Origin of the sequence: Rhodanobacter sp. A1T4, from assembly GCF_014207185.1 — a bacterium.
Classification (GTDB): Bacteria; Pseudomonadota; Gammaproteobacteria; order Xanthomonadales; family Rhodanobacteraceae; genus Rhodanobacter.
The window spans coordinates 104,871-122,832 of the sequence record NZ_JACHCP010000010.1; the positions used below are offsets into that span (position 1 = coordinate 104,871).

The window sequence follows — 17,962 nt, forward strand, 5'->3', positions numbered from 1 at the left end:
TCGGAAGCTCGTTCTCAGCTACCACCATCCGGCGCACGTAGCACGTCGATGCGCACCACCTGGCGAATCCAGCGCGCCGGCCGCTTATCGGTTGGTGCCACCACGCGGAACGGGCCTTCCTTGGTATCCAGCGGCTTGCCATCGTGCTGGTCAGCGAGGATGACCGGCTCATCGCGGAACTGCGGATCGAGTTCGGCCAGCGCATAGACCACGCGATAACCGTCGGCGGCGATGATGCGCACATACAACGTCATGTTCTTGCCACGCAGCGCCTCACCTAACGGCACGCCAGCGGCGGTCAGAATCGTACTGAGCGACACGCCCGACCATGTGCCGCTGACACCATGCTCGCTGGCCTGCACGCTTACCCGCGGCAGCGTCGCCAACACGGCGGCATCGAGTGTCAGCGGATGGCCGAGTTCGCCGCTTACTGCGATGCTGGCGGCGGCTACGGATGACACTGCGGACAACGCAGATAGAGCGAACAGGCATCCGAACAGATTCAGGCAGACACGGCGCCGAAGGCGGCTCGTGAAGGCAGATTGGCGGCGCATGCAATGGTCCTGTTGGTTCGGGCCATCATCTCACCATGCATCGCAGACCGATGCACGCACTGCGATGCCATACCGCTACCCAAACATTGGCCGGAAGAAACTCCGCTCGTAACTCACGATGCATGCGGTGTCCCGCGCGTACTGGAAAGCAGCCTGACAAGCTGGGTCCGCGAGGGAACGAGTGCGGTAGTCCTCGTAATCTGCCAGCGAAGGAAAGCTGAAAAGCGCCAGCGCGATGTTGTTGGCGCCTTCCGATGGCATGAAATAACCATGATGCGTACCGCCAAAGCGAGCGACCAATGGAATCCACAGCGATGCATAGTGCTCGAACTCGGCGAGCCTAACGGGATCGATGACGTAGCGCAGGTAACAGGTGACCAACGACTTGCTCCGAGGGTGGATCGCCGCCAAGCGGCATGAAGGTTGATCAGATCGGGGCTGATCCGATGGGAATGATCAGATGGGAATGATCCTTGCGCTGCCGGACACCCGGATCGAACTGCCTGGCGTGGCACCGATCTCAGCGCGCAGGCGCGAACGCATGCCCATGTCCTCGCCCTGCACGATATCGATGGCGCCGTCGTGAGGCCATCCGAGATCGCGCAGGTAACCGGCCAGCGCGGCGGTCGCCGCACCGGTGGCAGGGTCCTCGTAGACGCCGCCGGAAGCGAACGGATTGCGGGTGTGGAAACGCTGTGGCGTCTCGGCGTAGGCCAGCAGAATGGTCACCAAGCCAGCGCGCTGCATCAACCGGCGACCGACATCGAGGTCGTATTTCATGGCAGCGAGCGCCTGACGATTGTTCAAGGCCAGGACCAGATGATTCGCCCCGCCATGAACCAGCGCAGGCGGAATGCGGGGATCAAGCTCATCCGGTGTATAGCCGAACAAGTGGAGTGCTTCCGACACCAGGTGAGCCGGCGCCGACTCACTGCGCGTGGGCGGAGACTGTAGAGCAGCAGTCATGCCTTCACCGACCTGCCGTCCCTCGACAGTGATCTCGGCTTGATTGAGGCTCAGGGCGAACACACCATCGCCGTGTTTGCGGGCAAGCGCGACGCCCAGCGCAATGGTCGCATGGCCACAGAATGGCACTTCGGATTCCGGCGAGAAATAACGCACACGCCAGCCTGTTCCTGTCGGAACTGCAAAAACGGTCTCGGAGTATCCGACCTCGGCAGCAATCCTTTGCATCTCGGATTCATGCGGAAAATCATCGTCAATCAGAACGCCGGCCGGATTGCCGCCATTGTCCCCATCCGAAAACGCGGCGATTCTCAGTACGCTCATCATCTCTCTCCGTTGCAGTCATCGCATGGATAGGGGCTTGCAGAAACTACCTTGCAGCGGGATGCCGCAACTACGATTCAACCGCACCGTTGACCAGCGTCGGTGGCACAGCCACTGCGACCACCTTGCGCTTCCAGTTGGTCAGCACGACGCCGGCCAGGGTGATCGCACCGCCCAGCAGGGTCAGCGCCGTGGGGCGCTCATCCAGCCACAACCAGCCGATCAGCACGGCGATCGGCGGCGATAGATAGATGAAACTGCTGACCTGCGACGCTGGCGCGCGCTTCAAAGCGGTATTCCATGCGATGTAGCCGACAAAGGTCGGTGCGATGCCCAGCCACAACAGCGCCATCCAGCGCTCCGCGCTCGCCGCCATGACATGCTGCTGTAGCCCCGGCAGACTGAAGGGCAGTGCGGCCAGGGTCGCCGCAAAAAAGGTTGCCGCTGTTACCCCCAGCATGCTGCTGCGGGCGAACAACGGCTTCTGCCGCACGAAAAATATCGCCGAGCAGACCACACAGACCAAGACCAGGGCCGCCATCGGCTGGAACGTCACCTGCTTGCCACTGGCCAACACCACCAGCACCACACCCGCCAGTGCGATCAGCAGGCCGACCAAGGCGCGCGGGCTGAAGCGCTCGCCCAGCCAGATCGCCGACAGCGCGGTGGTGGCGGCCGGTACCAGCGAGATCAGGATGGCGGCGGTGCCGCTGGCTATACGGGTCTCGGCGAGACACAGGCAGAGGTGGTACACGGTCATGCCAATCACCCCCAGCAACGCGACCAGCGGCCAGTCGCGTCGCGCCGGCATGGGCACCCGCTTCACCGCCAGCAACAGCCCGAAACAGATCGAGCCAATCAACAAGCGTCCAAACGCAACCTGGCCAGGGGTGAACGCCGGCAACGCATAGGCGATTGCTGCATAGGCGGACGACCAGGTCAGCAAGGTCACCGCAATCGCCCCCAGCGCGGGGCCATCCAGACGTTCGTGGGTATCCATGACCGAGACTTCCAGCAAGAATCGAGTCGAACATGCTAGCCATGCAACGAGCCATTCTGAATAATCAATCGAAGGCCGCTGGTCGACTTGACCTTTTATCTAACGAAAATTTGGAGGTACTTCGATGGAATCCAAAATCACCCTGGATACCAAGGACTGGCAGCTGATCGAGGCCTTGCAACGTGATGCGCGCAGCGGCTATGCCGAGCTGGGACGCATAGTGCGGCTATCGGCACCCGCAGTCGCCGAACGCGTCAAGCGGCTGGAGGAAGCCGGCGTCATCAGCGGCTATCGCGCCACCATCGATCCACGCCAGCTGGGCTTTGCGATCAGCGCGATGGTGCGTGGCCGTTGCGATGGCGCCGCCTGCGCCCGCATCGGCAGCATGGTGGAAGACATCCCGGAAGTGCTCGACTGCCGACGACTGGCCGGCGAGGATTCCGCCCTGCTACATGTCGTGGCGATGTCGGTGACCCATCTGGAAGCGGTGATCGACCGGCTGCTGAAGCTGGGCATCAGCACCATCACCATGATCGTGCTGCAGACCCCCCACGAACATCGCCCCTTGACCCGCGCGATGTGGAACGTGGCGCACGAGTTGTCGCGGTAGGGGCCGCAACACACTTGCACCCAGTACTTTTGTCACGGTCGCGATCGCGGCACGCCACGCATACTTCGAAGACGATTTGTTGAAACGGGGCTTCCATGCGTTACCTGACTTCCTTGCTGCTGGCCGGCGCTCTTGCGCTGGCACCGATCATCCCCAGCCACGCCGATGACACGCCGGCACCGGACAAGAACGACGCCAGCAAAAAACACGCGACAGACGACGCCACGGCACCGAGCACCGAAAACGCTACCCGCACACAGCACAGCGTCAGCATCGGCGGCCACACGATCAAGTACACAGCCACCGCCGGCACACTGATCATCCGCGACGACAAGGGCCAGCCACAGGCCAGCGTGTTCTACGTGGCTTACACCGTCGATGGCGGCGGGATCGATGGCGCCAAGGCCGAAAAACGGCCGGTAACGTTCCTCTACAACGGTGGCCCGGGCTCCTCGAGCGTGTGGTTGCACATGGGCTCGTTCGCTCCGGTGCGTATCGAAACCGCCAGCCCCGAAGCAACCGGAGCGGCGCCGTACCATCTGGTACCCAATAGCGACAGCCTGCTCGACAAAACCGACCTGGTGTTTATTGACGCCATCGGCACCGGCTATTCGCGCCCACTGGGCAAGGCCACCGGCAAGGATTTCTGGGGCGTCGATCAGGACATTTCCGCGTTCAGCCGCGCAATCCAGCGCTACGTCAGCATCAACAAGCGCTGGAACTCGCCAAAATTCCTGTATGGCGAAAGCTACGGCACCACGCGATCGGCGGCACTGGTCGATGCGCTGCAGGACCAGGGCATGAGTTTCAACGGCGTGATCATCATGTCGTCGATCCTCAACTACGGTATCCGCCTGCCCGGCTATGACGAGATCTACATCGGCTACCTGCCGAGCTACGCCGCCGCGGCCTGGTTCCACAACAAGATTTCGAACAAGCCGGCGGATCTCAAGGCATTCCTCGAGCAGGTACGCACGTTCGCACGCGGCCCATACGCCGCCGCGCTGGCGCAGGGACAGAACCTGCCGGACAACCAGCGCGACGCCGTGGCGCGTCAGCTCGCCGCCTATACTGGGCTATCGGTGCAATTCATCGAAGAGGCCAACCTGCGCATCGACCTCGGCCGCTTCCGCAAGGAGCTGCTGCGCGACCAGCGCCTGACGCTGGGCCGCTACGACAGCCGCTTCACCGGCATCGATCCTGACGCCGCTGGCGAGACCCCCGACTACGACGCCTCCGACAGTGGCATCAGCGGCGCCTTCGTCAGCGCGTTCCACGATTATCTGGACGGCCAGCTGAAATACCACAGCGACCTGGATTACCGCCCCACCTTTGGCGACATCAGCAAGGACTGGGACTGGAAGCACAAGGTCGCCGACCAGCACCGCCCCCTGCCAACGGCGTATGTGGCCGGTGATCTGGCGCATGCGATGCGTACCAACCCCGGCCTGAAAGTATTGTCGGTCAACGGTTATTACGATTTCGCCACACCGTTCTTCATCACTGAATACGATCTGGCGCACATGAACCTCGACCCGACGCTGCGCGGCAACCTGCAGTTTCTGTATTACCCGTCGGGTCACATGATCTATCTCAACACCGATGCCCTGAAGCAGCTGAAGACCGACTTGTCGGGCTTCTACGATCACGCCGCACCCGCGCGTTGATCCGCACCCTATCGAAACGGAATGATCGCCATGCGTAAACAGATTCTCGCCCCCTTCGCCCTTGCCCTGCTGTTGACGCTCGGCAGTGCCGTGCACGCCGACGACGACAAGCCAGCCGACGCCAAAGCGCAGAGCGACAAGGACAGCAAAAAAGATGTCCAGCCGATTCCGCCCGAACGCAGCGTGGTGACCAAGCACAGCGTGCGCATCGGCGGCCGCACCATCAACTACAAGGCCACCGCTGGCACGTTGCTGATCAAGGACGACAAGGACAAACCGACCGTCAGCTTTTTCTATGTTGCTTACACGGTCGACGACGGCAAGCCGGGCAAGCGGCCGGTGACCTTCATGTACAACGGCGGCCCGGGCTCCTCGAGCATGTGGTTGCACATGGGTTCGTTCGGCCCGGTGCGCGTGGCCAACAAGGGTGACCAACCGATTCCGCCACCGCCATACCAGACCGTAGCCAACGACGACAGCCTGCTCGACAAGACCGACCTGGTCTTCATCGACGCGCCGGGCACCGGCTACTCGCAACTGGTCGGCGGCGCCGAAGGCAAGAATTTCTACGGCATCGATCAGGATGCCGACGCATTCGCGAAATTCATCACGCGCTACGTCAGCACCAACCATCGCTGGAACTCGCCGAAGTTCCTGTTCGGCGAAAGCTACGGCACCACGCGCTCGGCCGTGCTGGTGAAGGTACTGCAGGAACAGGGCATGGAGTTCAATGGTGTGGTGCTGATGTCGTCGATCCTCGACTTCAACGTCTGGGCCAACACCGGCGACGACCACGCCTTTATCGTCAACCTGCCAACCGAGGCGGCGATTGCCTGGTATCACGACAAGGTTCCCAACAAGCCTGCGGACATCGCGAGCTTCCTCGCCGGCGTGCGCCAGTTCGCCAATACCGACTACACCCTGGCCCTGACCAAGGGCGACGCCATCACGCCGGCCGAGACCGATCGCGTCGCCAATCAACTGAGCCAGTACATTGGCCTGTCGCCGACCTACATCAAGGACGCCAATCTGCGCATCGATCCCAGCAGATTCCGCAAGGAGCTGCTACGCGATAAGCGCCGCACGGTTGGCCGTCTGGACGGCCGTTTCGAAGGCATCGATCCCGATGCGGCAGGTGAGACACCCGAGGGCGACGCCGCCAGCGATGCGGCCACCGGCGCCTACCTCGCCGCGTTCAACCAGTACGCCAGCGACCAGCTGAAGTTCAGCGAAGAGCGTCCGTACCTTCCCAATAACTATGGCGTAATCAACGTCGGCTGGGACTGGAAGCGCAGCGCAGGCCACGGCTTCACCCAGGCGCCGTATGTCGGCTCCGACCTGGCTGCAGCGATGCGACGCAACCCGCATTTGAAAGTGTTCTCGGCGAACGGCTATTACGATCTGGCGACGCCCTTTTACGCAACGCAATTCGATCTCGGCCACCTCGGCCTGGATCCGTCGATCAGCAAGAACATCGAATTCGGTTTTTATCCCTCCGGCCACATGATTTATTTCGACGTGGATGCACTGAAGCAGGTGAGGGCCGATCTGTCGCGCTTCTATGACGAGACCGTACCGAAGTCCTGAAACGCCACACCAGCGCGGTAATTGATCAAATGACTGACAAACCTTCCGACATACCACCCGTCGCCAACGACGAGCATCTGCCCAACCCACAGCGCCGCCGCCTGCTTGGCGGAATGGCCATCGCGGGAGTCGGCGTAGCGCTCGGTGGTACGGGTGCGGCAATCGCTGGCGGTCATGTGGCCAGCGTCTCTGCATCTGACTCAACGCATCCATTGCCCGATGGCGCGCTGGATGCGCTGCTGCGTGAGCACATCCATACCGTGGTGGTGCTCTACGCGGAAAATCGCAGCTTCAATAACCTGTTCGCCGATTTCCCCGGGCTGGAGAAACCGCTCAGCGCGCTGAAGCCTGACGACTATCTGCAGCGCGATCGCAACGGCGATCTACTACAGACGTTGCCGCCGATCTGGCAAGGTCTGGTGCCGCACAAGCAGGTGGTGAATCATCGTGCTTACCAGATTGGCGAAGCCGATATCACCGGCCTGCCCAACGCACCGTTCGCGTTGCACACGCCGGATGGCGAACCATTGCCACACGGCCTGGTAACCCGTGATCTGATTCACGCGTTCTATCAGAATCAGCTACAGATCAACGGTGGAAAAAACGATTGCTTCGTCGCCTGGGGCGACAGCGGCGCCATGCTGATGGGCCATTACGGTGACAGCTCGGTCAACCTGCGACTGTGGCGGCTGGCCGAGCAGTACACCCTGTGCGACAACTTCTTCATGGGTGCGTTTGGCGGCTCGTTCCTCAATCATCAATACCTGATCGCCGCGCAGCCGCCGTTCTATCCGAACGCGAAACAGAGCGTGGCCAAGGCGAGGATCGCGGTGACCGAGAGTGGTGAAGCCACCGACCATCGACTCAAACTGACCGATGATTCACCCGCCAGCGCGATGGATGGCAAAGCCAAGTTTGTCACCGCCAATATGCTCACGCCGGATTTCTGGGCCGTGAACACCATGGGGCCGCCGTACTCACCCAGTTTCAAGATCGATCCGCATAATCCGGCGTTCGCCGATACCAGCAATCCCGCCACCTGCCCGCCGCAGACGCACAAGCATCTCGGCGACATGCTGTCGGCCAAATCGGTGGATTGGGCCTGGTACGGCGGCGCGTGGCAGGCAGCGCTCGATGGACACGGTGATGGCCCGCTCGACAACTATCCGGACGAACCCAACTTTCAACCGCATCACCAGCCGTTCAATTATTACGTCAACCTTGCACCGGGCAGCGAGGCGCGACGCCAGCACCTGCGCGATGGTGGGCTGGGCGAAACCGCGCCGGGAAATCGTTTTCTGGTCGACGTCGCCGCCGGCAAATTGCCACCGGTGACGTTCTACAAACCGCAAGGCAATCTCAATATGCACGCCGGTTCGTCCGACATCGAAGCCGGCGATCGTCACCTCGCGCGGATGGTCGATGCGCTGCAGAAAAGTCCGCAGTGGCCGAACATGCTGGTGGTGATCACGGTCGACGAGAATGGTGGCTGGTGGGATCATGTCGCACCGCCCAAGGGCGATCGCTGGGGGCCCGGCACGCGCATCCCAGCCATCGTCGTGTCACCGTTTGCCAAACGCGGCCACGTGGATCACACCATCTACGACACCGGCTCGATCGCACGCTTCATCACGCGACGCTTCGGACTTGAGAAACTGCCAGGACTGAAAATGCGCGAGGACGCGATGGTTGCGGCCGGTGGCCCGGCGCCGGGCGATCTCATAGCCGCGCTGCATTTCCCGACCACCTGACAACCATTGACGGAAGCCGAACGTTGACCATGCGCGAGATGTATCCCGAGATCGAGCCGTACCGCACGCAACATATCGCCGTCGATGCCCTGCATACGCTGCGCGTGGAAGAGTGCGGCAATCCCGATGGACTGCCCGTGGTGTTTCTGCACGGCGGACCAGGTGCAGGTCTGGCCACCTATCACCGGCGCTTCTTCGATCCGGCACGCTACCGCATCGTATTGTTCGATCAGCGCGGTGCCGGGCAATCGACGCCGTTCGCCGATCTCACCGACAACACCACCTGGCATCTGGTCGCCGATATCGAAACCATCCGCGAACAACTAGGCATCGAACGCTGGGGGGTGTTCGGCGGCTCGTGGGGTTCCACACTGGCGCTGGCGTATGCGCAGACACATCCCGAGCGCGTGCTCGGACTCGTGCTACGCGGCATCTTCCTGTGCCGGCCCGCGGAGATTCGCTGGTTCTACGAGGAAGGCGGCGCGTCATGGATCCTGCCGGAAAAATGGCAGCGCTACGCCGACGCCATTCCTGCCGACGAACGCGGCCAGATGATGGAAGCCTACTGGCGCCGACTCACCTCGGACGATGAATCCGTTCGCCTCGCCGCCGCAAAAGCATGGGGCGCGTGGGAAGGTGGCGCGATCACGCTGGCCGAAAGCCCCGAAACCGAAGCCAGTTTTTCCGCGCCCGAAGTTGCCGTGAGTTTGGCGCGCATCGAAGCGCATTACTTCCGCAACCACTGCTGGCTTGAACCCGATCAGCTGCTGCGCGACGTCGACAAGATTCGCCACATCCCCACCACCATCATCCACGGCCGCTACGACATCATCTGCCCGGTGAAAAACGCCTGCGATCTTGCGGCAGTGTGGCCCGAAGCCGAACTGCATATCGTGCTGGCCGGACACGCCGCGTCGGAGCCGGCGATCGTCGATCAGTTGGTACAGGCCACGGAGCGGCTGGCGGATCGCTACGTCTAGATAACTTTCTGCACCGTTTTCAGACCATGGGTACCAACAGAAAAGCGGAACTACCGATACCAGCTGCTTCAAAGGTAAGAACCTGACGAGCCGAGAGGTATCCTCGCTCGCCAGAATGCTATCCGTCGCACGAGTTCCGCCCCGTAGTCGAAATCAGGTTCGGGGCGTTCCTGGATTTGTTCGACCACCTCGAACGCGAATCGTGCTTCCCCGTATTCACGCCAATCCGCCATCAATAACGAATTTCGGTGGACGCCCAATTGAAGCTCCATCCGATGGCGATTCAACGAACCTGTCAGGTTGGTGCTTTGATCCAGCAGCATCCTGCCAGTGATCGCGTTACTGATGGAGAAGATGCCCATTCGCGGCAAGGCCAGTTTGTAGGCCAATTTGAGATCTTTTCTTCGGGCCTTGTCCGTCACGACCCACTCTCCGCTTCAGTAACGCTTGCCCATACCGGCGCTGACAGGATGCTGATTTCCTCCCGGATAGCTGCAGGCCATAGGGCAATTTTCTCGTGGAACAGGGCAGCATTGGCTGCAAACAGGGCTCGAATCGCTTCTTCGAAATGAGGTCGATTACCGGCCATGTCGCGCATGAACTGATAGCACTTCTCTTTCGATTCCCGCACACGGTGCGCACCGTCTCGGTCGCGACGCGCGTCGTCGATCAACAGGCGCAGTGTCCCGCTTGCACTGCGTGACTGAAGAGCCAGCCATTCCCAATGACGAGGCAGCATCGTTACGTTGCGACTCACCTGCTGAAGTCTGGCTGGCGCGAGTGAGTCCGTGGTTTGGACGGCTGTTTTCTGAGAAGGATTCGTCATTTGGCGGCTGCCCTTTCATCCGGCTTTGATGGCGAGACTTGCGTACCCTCGCTGGAGGCAAGCCGGATGACATGGTCACGCACGTCTTGCGGCCAACTGGCAATGAGTCCATCCAGCCTGGGCCGATCGTCCGCAAACAGTGCTCGAGCAGCATCCTCAAAACCCGCGAGGTTTCCCGCCAGTGCAGACATGAAACTGTAGGCGCGCTCTTGTGCTTTGCGAGCTTTGTCTTTGTGACCATGAACGCGCCGTGCTTCCTCGACCAGTTTGCGCAAAGCCACGGACGTACCGCCGGGCTGTGCCGCCAGCCATTCCCAATGCCGTGGTAACAGCGTTACCTCTCGGGCCACAACGCCCAATTTCGGTCGCCCCCGTCCCCGGCGTTGGTCGGCCGGAAGCGACAATCCAGCCGAATGTTCCGTGGGAAGTGCAGAGAGACCATGCTGTGCCGTCCCTTCGCCTCCATCCATTGCCCCCGTGTTTGCAAACCGGGTGGCCACTTCTTCATCCGTCCCCCTCGTGTCGATATCGATCTGCTGGCCAGAGGTGTCGTCGAAGACGAGTACCGGACCAACAGCGCCCCTTTCGATGGCATGTTTCACCGCCATCGCGACCGCCTGAAGTGGACCAGATGCTATGCGGTCGTACCCGTCAAAACACGTCCAGGAAGGCAAAAGCGCGCTTGTCATCGGAATATCCCGGCTTAGAAGACACTAATTATATCCGGGTATAATTAAAAGTAAATAACACCCGGATAAATTTAAGTCGCCTGCGGCACGACTTCGACAAAACCGGCCGCGTCCTCACCCTCATCCACGATCACGACGACATCATCTGCCCGGTCAAGAATGCCTGCGATCTTGCCGATGTATGGCGAGAGGTGCTCTATATCGTGCTGACCGATGCCAGCTCAAACAGAACGAACATTAGCTCGCGGCAAGGTTTGAATATCCGGCACTTTGTCCGCACAAACGACTCATAAAGCTATTGCCATACGATTTGTCCCAACGATGCTAACCCTGTTCAGTTATCCACTCTCCCGCAATGCATGGAAGGTTCGCCTGCTGCTCCAGCACTTGGGTCAGTCGTACCGAGCGGTGTCGGTGGATATTTTCGAGGGCGAAGGCCAGCGTGCCGAATACCTTCGTATCAACCCCACCGGCAAGGTGCCCGCGATCCAGCTTGACGATGGGCGCACATTGGCCGAGTCGAACGCGATTCTGGTGTATCTCGCCGATGGCACACCCTATCTGCCGGACGATTCGTTCGAACGGGCGACGGTTTTGCAGTGGCTGAGCTTCGAGCAGGAACAGGTGGAATCCAGAATTGGCACGCTGCGCTACTGGATGCATGCCGGCGAATGGCAGAAACGTTCACCCGAGTTGATCGAAAACATGCGCACAGTGGCGCAGCGCGCGCTCACCATTCTGGATCATCAGCTGGCGACGAGGCCGTTCATCGCCAATTCGCATTACACCGTCGCCGATATGGCCCTGTTCGCCTACGCCACTTGCGCCGAGGATGTCGGCGTGCCGCTGGAACCCTACCCGCACTTTCGTGCCTGGATCACACGCGTTGAGGCTCAGCCAGGTTTTCTCGTCCCGCCCGGATGAGTCTGCGGCCTAGACAGGCCTTCCGTCACAGGCGGCCTTGAACCCGGCAGTGGCATACTCGGCGTTTACGTTTTGGCCGTTCCGGAGTTTGCATGCGCCTGCTTTCCCTTTTTGCCATTACCGCGTCGACGCTGCCAATAGCCGTTTACGCCGCCGAACCACACTCGTACGCACAGCCAGATCAAGTGCAGATCACGCATCTGGATCTTGATCTGACGATCGACTTTCCGCAGCAGCAGCTGGATGGCCAGGCGACGCTGAAGCTGAACTGGAAGAATCCCAAGGCGCCCTCGTTGGTGCTGGACACACGCGACCTGAAAATTGCCTCGATCGAATCGGTGTCTGCCGATGGCAAGACCGCGCCGCTGAAATACGCGCTGGCATCGCGCGACAAACAGCTTGGCAGCAAGCTGACCATCGCCACGCCGACACACCCGTCGCAGGTGCGCATCGTCTACACCACGGTACCCGAAGCGTCGGGCCTGCAGTGGCTGACGCCGTCACAGACGGCGGACAAGAAACTGCCCTTCATGTTCTCGCAGTCCGAATCGATCCATGCGCGCTCGTGGGTGCCGCTACAGGATTCGCCAGCGATCCGCTTTACCTACACTGCGCATGTGACCGCGCCGAAGGACGTACGTGTGGCGATGAGCGCGATCAACGACGCTCACCATCCGCTCGACGGCAAGTTCGACTTCGATCAGCCGCATCCGATTCCGTCCTACCTGCTGGCGATTGCCGCCGGCGACCTCGCGGTGAAGGAAACCGGACCGCGTTCGGCCGTGTACGCCGAACCCTCGGTGGTCGGCAAGGCCGCGCACGAGTTCGAGGACACCGAAAAGATGATTGCCACCGCGGAGGCTCTGTATGGCCCCTACCGCTGGGGCCGTTACGACATACTGGTGCTGCCGCCGTCGTTCCCCTACGGCGGCATGGAGAACCCCAACATGACGTTCGCCACACCGACTGTGCTGGTGGGCGACAAGAGCCTGGTGTCGCTGGTGTCGCACGAGCTGGCGCATTCGTGGTCGGGCAACCTGGTGACCGCCGCGAGCTGGCGCGACATCTGGTTGAATGAAGGCGTGACGACCTACGTGCAGGGCCGCATCACCGAGGCACTGTACGGCAAAGGTCTGGCCGATGAGGAGTCGCTGCTCTCCGCCCGTGCGCTGGAAAAAGACATTGGCGCGATGCCGGCCAACGCACAGAAGCTGGCACCCGATCCGCGCGGTGTCGGCGCCGACGATTCGCTCTCCGCCGTGGCCTACGACAAGGGCTCGTGGTTTCTGCGCACGCTGGAGCAGCGCTTCGGCCGCGACACGTTCGACACGTACCTCAAGAGCTACTTCAATCACTTCGCATTCCAGAGCATCACCACCGAACAGATGCTCGCCTACATGAAGCCCAACCTGATCGAAAAATACCCCGGCAAGATGAGTTGGTCCGAGGTGCAGGATTGGGTCTACGGCACCGGCATCCCGAAAGATGCACCGCTGCCCGACTCGCCGCACTTCGATGCGATCGACAAGGAGCGTAGCGCGTTTCTGGGCGACACGCTCACTGCCGACAAGCTCGATGCGAAGGGCTGGAACACACAGGAATGGATGTATTTCCTCGACCGCCTGCCCGACGTTGCACCGCTGCCCAAGATCAAGGAACTCGACGCCGCCTGGCACCTTACCGGTACGCCGAACGCGGAGATCGGCATGCGCTGGTACACCCACGCCATCGACTCCGGCGATAAGGACGTCTGGTCGGCTGCAGCCGAACACATGACCCGCATCGGGCGGCTGTATCTCACCCTGCCGCTCTACAAGGCCTTCGCCAAAACACCCGATGGCCTCGCTTATGCCGAGCAGGTTTACGCCAAGGCCAAGGCTGGCTATCACCCACTAACGCAGCAGGCCGTGGAGTCCATTTTTGCCTCGGCAAAAACGGCAGACAAATAAGCGCCCTGCTTTTCGCTCTGCACAAGAAACAGCTCGGCACTGACTGACGAATCCAAACAACCCCGAAGAATCCGACCATGGCTCTACCTGCATCAACCACGCCCACTACGCGCCCCCTCTGGAAACGGCTGCTTCTACGACGGCTGAAATTTCTCGCGTGGATCGCGGCGATTCTGATCATCGTTCTGGGCGGTAGCTATCTGTTCGCGCCGCAGTGGCTGATGCAGGCGAATTTCACGCGTCAGGCGATGGCGGCGAATCTGGACAAGCATTCAGTGCAGGCGGGCGATACCAAGTGGGTGTATTACGAGGGTGGTCAAGGTCAGACCATCGTGCTCCTGCACGGCCTGGGTGACAGCAAGGAGGTCTGGCTGGAAACGGCCAAGCTGCTGACGCCGCATTTCCACCTGATCATTCCCGATCTGCCTGGCTGGGGCGAGTCAACGCGCGTGGCCGATGCCAGCTACAACGTGGATGCCCAGGCCGCACGCCTGCAGACCTTTGTACAAACGTTGCAGCTGCAGCGCTTCATCCTGGTAGGGCATTCGATGGGCGGCGCGATTGCCGGCGTCTATGCCGCCGAGAATCCTGAACACGTCAGCGAGCTGGCGCTGATCGATTCGTTCGGCCTCAAGTACAAGGAAAACGCGTTTGCCCGCGACGCGATGGCCGGCAAAGATCCGTTTATCTTTGACGACCGCGCCGGCTTTGCCCGAATGACCGCCCTGGCGCTGGAGAAACCGATGGACCTGCCCGGTCGCTTCGTCGATGTGCTGATCAAGCGCAATCAAGACGATCGATCGTTCATCGCGCAGACCTTCAAGGAGCTGAGCGAGCCTTCGCAATATCTCGCCGTGCAGAGCCGGTTAGGTGATCTCACCATGCCGGTGCTTGGCCTGTGGTGCCGTGACGACAAGATCATCGATGTGTCTGCACTGGACAGCCTGCGTGATGGACTGACTCACTCCGCGGCAATCAGCAGCAGCACCGTCAGCGGCTGCAATCACATACCGATGCTGGAAAAACCCGAGGTTACCGCACAGATCCTTACGAGTTTTGCGCTGTCCCACTAGGCCAATAGTCGCGGCCGAGGCCTTTATACCGCCCTTCAGGCCGGGCTGGTTATCTTTGAGTCAGCCGCCAATCAGTCATCATTGTGATTTGCGCACAGCAACATGTGACAATGAAGTTATAGATCGGAGGCATGCGTGTGTATTTGCAAGAAAACGGAATGGTGCAGCAACCGATGACGCGAAGCCTGTGGCGCTCCTTCGTGGACGCGGTGATGCGAATGTCGTCCACCCGGGCCAACTATTGGGCCGAAGTGGCTGTGGACGCGACGCTGGCTCTGCTGCTGTTTTTCGAGGGCTGGCGGCATTTGGCCGGCGGCCTGATGGCCGGCATGCTGGCGATTCTGCTAGGCCTGTTCGCCTTCAGTTTCGTGGAGTACTTCTTCCACCGCTGGATGTTTCACACGCGCATACCGTTGTTCGCCCAGGGCCACCAGATGCATCACGAAAAGCCGCTGGGCTACGACTCACTGCCCTTTTTCCTGCCCGGTGCCGTGCTGTTCATTCTCACCGGGCTATTGGTGCTTGTCCTCCCGCTCGGGTTCGCCTTTTTGCTGATGGGCGCGGTCACACTGGGTTACATCGCCTACGGGCTCAGCCACTTCACCATCCACCACGTGCGCTTCAAGCACCCGCTGATGCGCCGCTGGGCAGGCTCGCACCATGTGCATCACTATCACCCCGACAGCAATTTCGGCGTCACCACGCCACTGTGGGATGTACTGCTGGGCACACGCTACGTGCGGCAGACACGCAAGCTCTGAATCGACCTGATGGTGACCACCGGATTTTTCGGTGGATCAGAAACCCCGGCACCAGTGCATGCAGCAATCGCATGCCATCAGGATAGGGGCGGTACTGGGGCTACCCAGGGGCTACCCGTTGACCAGACTCGGCCTCTCAGGTCGAAACCTTGTCCGACACCAGCTCGTTGGTGTATCGCTCACTACGGATGCCCTTGGAGCTGTAGTACTCCTCGACCGATTTGACGAAGCGCTTGACGCTGGGTACGTACCAGAATGCCGCGTAGGTACGACCCGAAACGGTATGCGGTGTCACACGGTTGCTCTGCAGCAGCATCGCGGAGCTGCCCGGCGTGTTCAGCGCCTGCGCCGCAACCTGGTTGGCCGGCGCCACTACAGCCGTCCAGTTACCCTCGACCTCGATCTTCAAGGCCTTGAACTTGCCGGCAGGTACCTCGATGTCCTCCCAGCCGACGACGGTGTATCCGTTCTGGAAGGTCTCGCTCAGATGTTGCCGATTGGGATTGGTCTCGGTGTACTTGAGTTCCCATTTCTTGCCTACCTCAAGCGGGAAAGCAAACGGGCGATTGACCACTTGCTGTTTGCCGTTGACGTCGCGCGAACGGCTCCAGTCCGAATCAACCAACTGTTCAATCGGCGCCTGCTGTGATCCGCTTTGTTTAACCGAGAGAAAAATCGTGGTCGCATCGGCATGCTCTACCGAGATATCTTGATCATTCTGGACCCAGCCTTGCGGCCCACGTTCAGTGGTTACCCGATAAACCCAGTTGTCTCCGGACTTCACCGTGGGCGCATCAATAGTTTCGGCCATGACGGAAATGGGTAGTAGCAAAAAACTTGCGACGATCAGCAGACGGAGCATCTGACTTTCCTTGCGATGGGACAGGGTAAGCACGGGGAGCACGCGCACTCAGACATCAGTTGCCGCAACGCATGCCCGATAGTATCAACGCTCATAGTATCCCAGGCACCAGCGCCTTAACCCGCTTCATGTACTCGCCGTAAGCCGGCCCGAAGTACTCGCTGAGCCAGGTTTCCTCCAGCCGCAGCTTGCGCCAGAACGATACGAACATGATCACGAAGCCCAGCACGGCGCGCCATTCGCCCAGCAACAGGGCGGTGCCGACGAGTGCCAGCAGCAGGCCGGTGTAGATCGGATGGCGCACATAGCGATACGGCCCACGCTCGATCAGCTCGTGATCCTGCTTCACCTGCACCACCGCGCTCCAGTTGCTGCCGAGAATGGCGCGCGCCCAGCAGGCGAATAACAGGCCGGCCACGGCCAGCAGCAGACCGAGCGAGGCCAGCCAGAGCACATCCGGTACAAAGCGCATGCCAAGCAGAGTCCCCTCGTACAGCGTCGTCGGCCACATCAGTGCTAGGTTCACGATGATCGGCAGCCAGTACTTGAAAAAGCGCGACCACGCCGGCTCGCCGCGGGACGAACTCTTGACCCGTCGAGCGCTCCACAACCAGTAGAAAAGAAACAGCAGCCAAGCCACCGCGGCCAATGTCGTGATCGAGATTTGCATGGTCAGCCCTTGATGCGATGCCGGTCATGCGGCATTAGGATCAGGATGGTGCGCGGAACGGGGGCCGAAGGCAACGCGAGCCTCTTGCCCACGCGCTGCGAGCACCGATTGAGATGATCAAGGAACCCGCTTGACCTGAGACATGATTGCGATGGGTCGACCATCCGGGTCTTTGAAGAATGCCATCCACTCCTCCGTTCCGTCGCTGTGTTGATGGATCATGTGCGGGGCGTTGATAAACTCGACATCGCGGGACTTGAGTAGTTCGTGTGCACCCACGATGTCGTCAACGCGGAAGTAGAGGATAGAGTCGGCTGCGGCGGCCGGGGCCTGCGTCAGGAGCAAGCGCGTGCCATCGCAATCGAAGAACGCAAGACTGCCGAAAGTGTAGAGATGCGGCAGTCCGAGTACTTCCCCATACCAGTGGGCCGCCTTCTGAATGTCGCTGACAGACCTCGATATCTGACCGATTTTCCCAAGCAATGGCGTTTCCACGGCAGTCCTCTCTTTGCTATCCAGTGCGCTCCCACCTGGCGGACGAAACCATCGTTGAAGCGCTTTGCGATTGGGCAGATCAAGCTTGGCCAATACGTTAGCCATGTGAAATTTGACGCCATCACGGCTAATGCTTTTACGCTCAGCTATCTCACGATTGGTGAGGCCATGTTGAGCTGCATGAGCAATGTGCCACTCGGCAGGAGTGAGCACATCGTCGTGCGCTGGTCGACCTCTTCGCCGCTTCTTGGCCATGGCCGGATCGTATTACCCC

At 60.6% G+C, this 17,962-nt stretch carries 19 protein-coding genes; 9 read left to right on the forward strand and 10 right to left on the reverse strand.

What is annotated here, in order from left to right:
* Positions 1-14 precede the first annotated feature (14 nt).
* The 4 genes from HDE80_RS18820 to HDE80_RS18835 form a co-directional block, all read right to left on the reverse strand.
* Positions 15-554: a molybdopterin-dependent oxidoreductase gene (locus HDE80_RS18820; protein WP_184673433.1), complete on the reverse strand. Its 540-nt coding sequence runs from the start codon at positions 552-554 to the stop codon at positions 15-17.
* A 75-nt stretch (positions 555-629) separates the two neighbouring features.
* Positions 630-935, reverse strand: a complete 306-nt coding sequence (locus HDE80_RS18825) for an NIPSNAP family protein (RefSeq protein WP_184600327.1) — start codon at positions 933-935, stop codon at positions 630-632.
* Positions 936-1,010: 75 nt separating this feature from the next.
* The gene (locus tag HDE80_RS18830; RefSeq protein ID WP_184600326.1) at positions 1,011-1,844 is read right to left on the reverse strand and encodes a PhzF family phenazine biosynthesis protein; all 834 of its coding nucleotides are present in this window, start codon (positions 1,842-1,844) and stop codon (positions 1,011-1,013) included.
* Between the two features lie 70 nt (positions 1,845-1,914).
* Positions 1,915-2,844 carry a DMT family transporter gene (locus HDE80_RS18835; protein WP_184600325.1) on the reverse strand — a complete coding sequence of 310 codons (930 nt, stop codon included), beginning with the start codon at positions 2,842-2,844 and terminating at the stop codon, positions 1,915-1,917.
* A 124-nt stretch (positions 2,845-2,968) separates the two neighbouring features.
* Here HDE80_RS18835 and HDE80_RS18840 point away from each other — a divergent pair, with 124 nt between their 5' ends.
* From HDE80_RS18840 to pip, 5 genes are all read left to right on the forward strand, one after another.
* Positions 2,969-3,454: an Lrp/AsnC family transcriptional regulator gene (locus tag HDE80_RS18840; RefSeq protein WP_184673435.1), complete on the forward strand. Its 486-nt coding sequence runs from the start codon at positions 2,969-2,971 to the stop codon at positions 3,452-3,454.
* 95 nt (positions 3,455-3,549) lie between these two features.
* Positions 3,550-5,121: a peptidase S10 gene (locus HDE80_RS18845; protein ID WP_184673437.1), complete on the forward strand. Its 1,572-nt coding sequence runs from the start codon at positions 3,550-3,552 to the stop codon at positions 5,119-5,121.
* Positions 5,122-5,151: 30 nt separating this feature from the next.
* The gene (locus HDE80_RS18850; RefSeq protein ID WP_184673439.1) at positions 5,152-6,708 is read left to right on the forward strand and encodes a peptidase S10; all 1,557 of its coding nucleotides are present in this window, start codon (positions 5,152-5,154) and stop codon (positions 6,706-6,708) included.
* A gap of 29 nt (positions 6,709-6,737) precedes the next feature.
* On the forward strand, positions 6,738-8,459 hold the full coding sequence (gene acpA / locus HDE80_RS18855; protein WP_184673441.1) for an acid phosphatase: 1,722 nt from the start codon (positions 6,738-6,740) through the stop codon (positions 8,457-8,459).
* A gap of 29 nt (positions 8,460-8,488) precedes the next feature.
* The gene (pip, locus tag HDE80_RS18860) at positions 8,489-9,439 is read left to right on the forward strand and encodes a prolyl aminopeptidase (RefSeq protein ID WP_184673442.1); all 951 of its coding nucleotides are present in this window, start codon (positions 8,489-8,491) and stop codon (positions 9,437-9,439) included.
* A gap of 68 nt (positions 9,440-9,507) precedes the next feature.
* Here pip and HDE80_RS18865 read toward each other — a convergent pair whose 3' ends face one another.
* The 3 genes from HDE80_RS18865 to HDE80_RS18875 are packed head-to-tail and all read right to left on the reverse strand — an operon-like array spanning position 9,508 to position 10,954.
* On the reverse strand, positions 9,508-9,861 hold the full coding sequence (locus tag HDE80_RS18865) for a GIY-YIG nuclease family protein (protein ID WP_184673444.1): 354 nt from the start codon (positions 9,859-9,861) through the stop codon (positions 9,508-9,510).
* A complete protein-coding gene (locus HDE80_RS18870) occupies positions 9,858-10,265 on the reverse strand; it encodes a DUF2239 family protein (RefSeq protein WP_184673446.1) in 408 nt (135 codons plus the stop codon). The genes HDE80_RS18865 and HDE80_RS18870 overlap by 4 nt, the downstream gene beginning before the upstream one ends.
* Positions 10,262-10,954 (reverse strand): DUF2239 family protein, encoded by a 693-nt coding sequence (locus HDE80_RS18875; protein ID WP_184673448.1) that lies wholly within the window; start codon positions 10,952-10,954, stop codon positions 10,262-10,264. Before HDE80_RS18875 ends, HDE80_RS18870 begins: the two co-directional genes overlap by 4 nt.
* A 321-nt stretch (positions 10,955-11,275) precedes the next feature.
* On the opposite strand from HDE80_RS18875, the gene HDE80_RS18880 reads away from it, so the two are divergent.
* The 4 genes from HDE80_RS18880 (at position 11,276) to HDE80_RS18895 (ending at position 15,661) form a co-directional block, all read left to right on the forward strand.
* Entirely contained in the window at positions 11,276-11,878 is a 603-nt protein-coding gene (locus HDE80_RS18880; RefSeq protein ID WP_184673450.1) for a glutathione S-transferase family protein, read from the forward strand.
* Between the two features lie 92 nt (positions 11,879-11,970).
* Positions 11,971-13,827, forward strand: coding sequence for a M1 family metallopeptidase (locus HDE80_RS18885; RefSeq protein ID WP_184673452.1), 1,857 nt, complete (start codon positions 11,971-11,973; stop codon positions 13,825-13,827).
* A gap of 77 nt (positions 13,828-13,904) precedes the next feature.
* Positions 13,905-14,900 (forward strand): alpha/beta hydrolase, encoded by a 996-nt coding sequence (locus HDE80_RS18890; protein ID WP_255483960.1) that lies wholly within the window; start codon positions 13,905-13,907, stop codon positions 14,898-14,900.
* A gap of 173 nt (positions 14,901-15,073) precedes the next feature.
* Positions 15,074-15,661, forward strand: a complete 588-nt coding sequence (locus tag HDE80_RS18895) for a sterol desaturase family protein (RefSeq protein ID WP_184673454.1) — start codon at positions 15,074-15,076, stop codon at positions 15,659-15,661.
* Between the two features lie 136 nt (positions 15,662-15,797).
* Here HDE80_RS18895 and HDE80_RS18900 read toward each other — a convergent pair whose 3' ends face one another.
* From HDE80_RS18900 to HDE80_RS18910, 3 genes are all read right to left on the reverse strand, one after another.
* Positions 15,798-16,523 (reverse strand): hypothetical protein, encoded by a 726-nt coding sequence (locus HDE80_RS18900; RefSeq protein ID WP_184673456.1) that lies wholly within the window; start codon positions 16,521-16,523, stop codon positions 15,798-15,800.
* A gap of 91 nt (positions 16,524-16,614) precedes the next feature.
* A complete protein-coding gene (locus HDE80_RS18905) occupies positions 16,615-17,193 on the reverse strand; it encodes an isoprenylcysteine carboxylmethyltransferase family protein (protein ID WP_184673458.1) in 579 nt (192 codons plus the stop codon).
* 117 nt (positions 17,194-17,310) lie between these two features.
* Positions 17,311-17,943 carry a VOC family protein gene (locus HDE80_RS18910; protein ID WP_184600312.1) on the reverse strand — a complete coding sequence of 211 codons (633 nt, stop codon included), beginning with the start codon at positions 17,941-17,943 and terminating at the stop codon, positions 17,311-17,313.
* Positions 17,944-17,962 lie beyond the last annotated feature (19 nt).

Coding starts and splice junctions, on each gene's coding strand:
- HDE80_RS18820 (WP_184673433.1), bottom strand. CDS start 554: ATGCGCCGCCAATCTGCCTTCACGAGCCGCCTTCGGCGCCGTGTCTGC.
- HDE80_RS18830 (WP_184600326.1), bottom strand. CDS start 1,844: ATGAGCGTACTGAGAATCGCCGCGTTTTCGGATGGGGACAATGGCGGC.
- HDE80_RS18835 (WP_184600325.1), bottom strand. CDS start 2,844: ATGGATACCCACGAACGTCTGGATGGCCCCGCGCTGGGGGCGATTGCG.
- HDE80_RS18840 (WP_184673435.1), top strand. CDS start 2,969: ATGGAATCCAAAATCACCCTGGATACCAAGGACTGGCAGCTGATCGAG.
- HDE80_RS18845 (WP_184673437.1), top strand. CDS start 3,550: ATGCGTTACCTGACTTCCTTGCTGCTGGCCGGCGCTCTTGCGCTGGCA.
- HDE80_RS18850 (WP_184673439.1), top strand. CDS start 5,152: ATGCGTAAACAGATTCTCGCCCCCTTCGCCCTTGCCCTGCTGTTGACG.
- acpA (WP_184673441.1), top strand. CDS start 6,738: ATGACTGACAAACCTTCCGACATACCACCCGTCGCCAACGACGAGCAT.
- pip (WP_184673442.1), top strand. CDS start 8,489: ATGCGCGAGATGTATCCCGAGATCGAGCCGTACCGCACGCAACATATC.
- HDE80_RS18870 (WP_184673446.1), bottom strand. CDS start 10,265: ATGACGAATCCTTCTCAGAAAACAGCCGTCCAAACCACGGACTCACTC.
- HDE80_RS18875 (WP_184673448.1), bottom strand. CDS start 10,954: ATGACAAGCGCGCTTTTGCCTTCCTGGACGTGTTTTGACGGGTACGAC.
- HDE80_RS18880 (WP_184673450.1), top strand. CDS start 11,276: ATGCTAACCCTGTTCAGTTATCCACTCTCCCGCAATGCATGGAAGGTT.
- HDE80_RS18885 (WP_184673452.1), top strand. CDS start 11,971: ATGCGCCTGCTTTCCCTTTTTGCCATTACCGCGTCGACGCTGCCAATA.
- HDE80_RS18890 (WP_255483960.1), top strand. CDS start 13,905: ATGGCTCTACCTGCATCAACCACGCCCACTACGCGCCCCCTCTGGAAA.
- HDE80_RS18895 (WP_184673454.1), top strand. CDS start 15,074: ATGACGCGAAGCCTGTGGCGCTCCTTCGTGGACGCGGTGATGCGAATG.
- HDE80_RS18900 (WP_184673456.1), bottom strand. CDS start 16,523: ATGCTCCGTCTGCTGATCGTCGCAAGTTTTTTGCTACTACCCATTTCC.
- HDE80_RS18905 (WP_184673458.1), bottom strand. CDS start 17,193: ATGCAAATCTCGATCACGACATTGGCCGCGGTGGCTTGGCTGCTGTTT.
- HDE80_RS18910 (WP_184600312.1), bottom strand. CDS start 17,943: ATGGCCAAGAAGCGGCGAAGAGGTCGACCAGCGCACGACGATGTGCTC.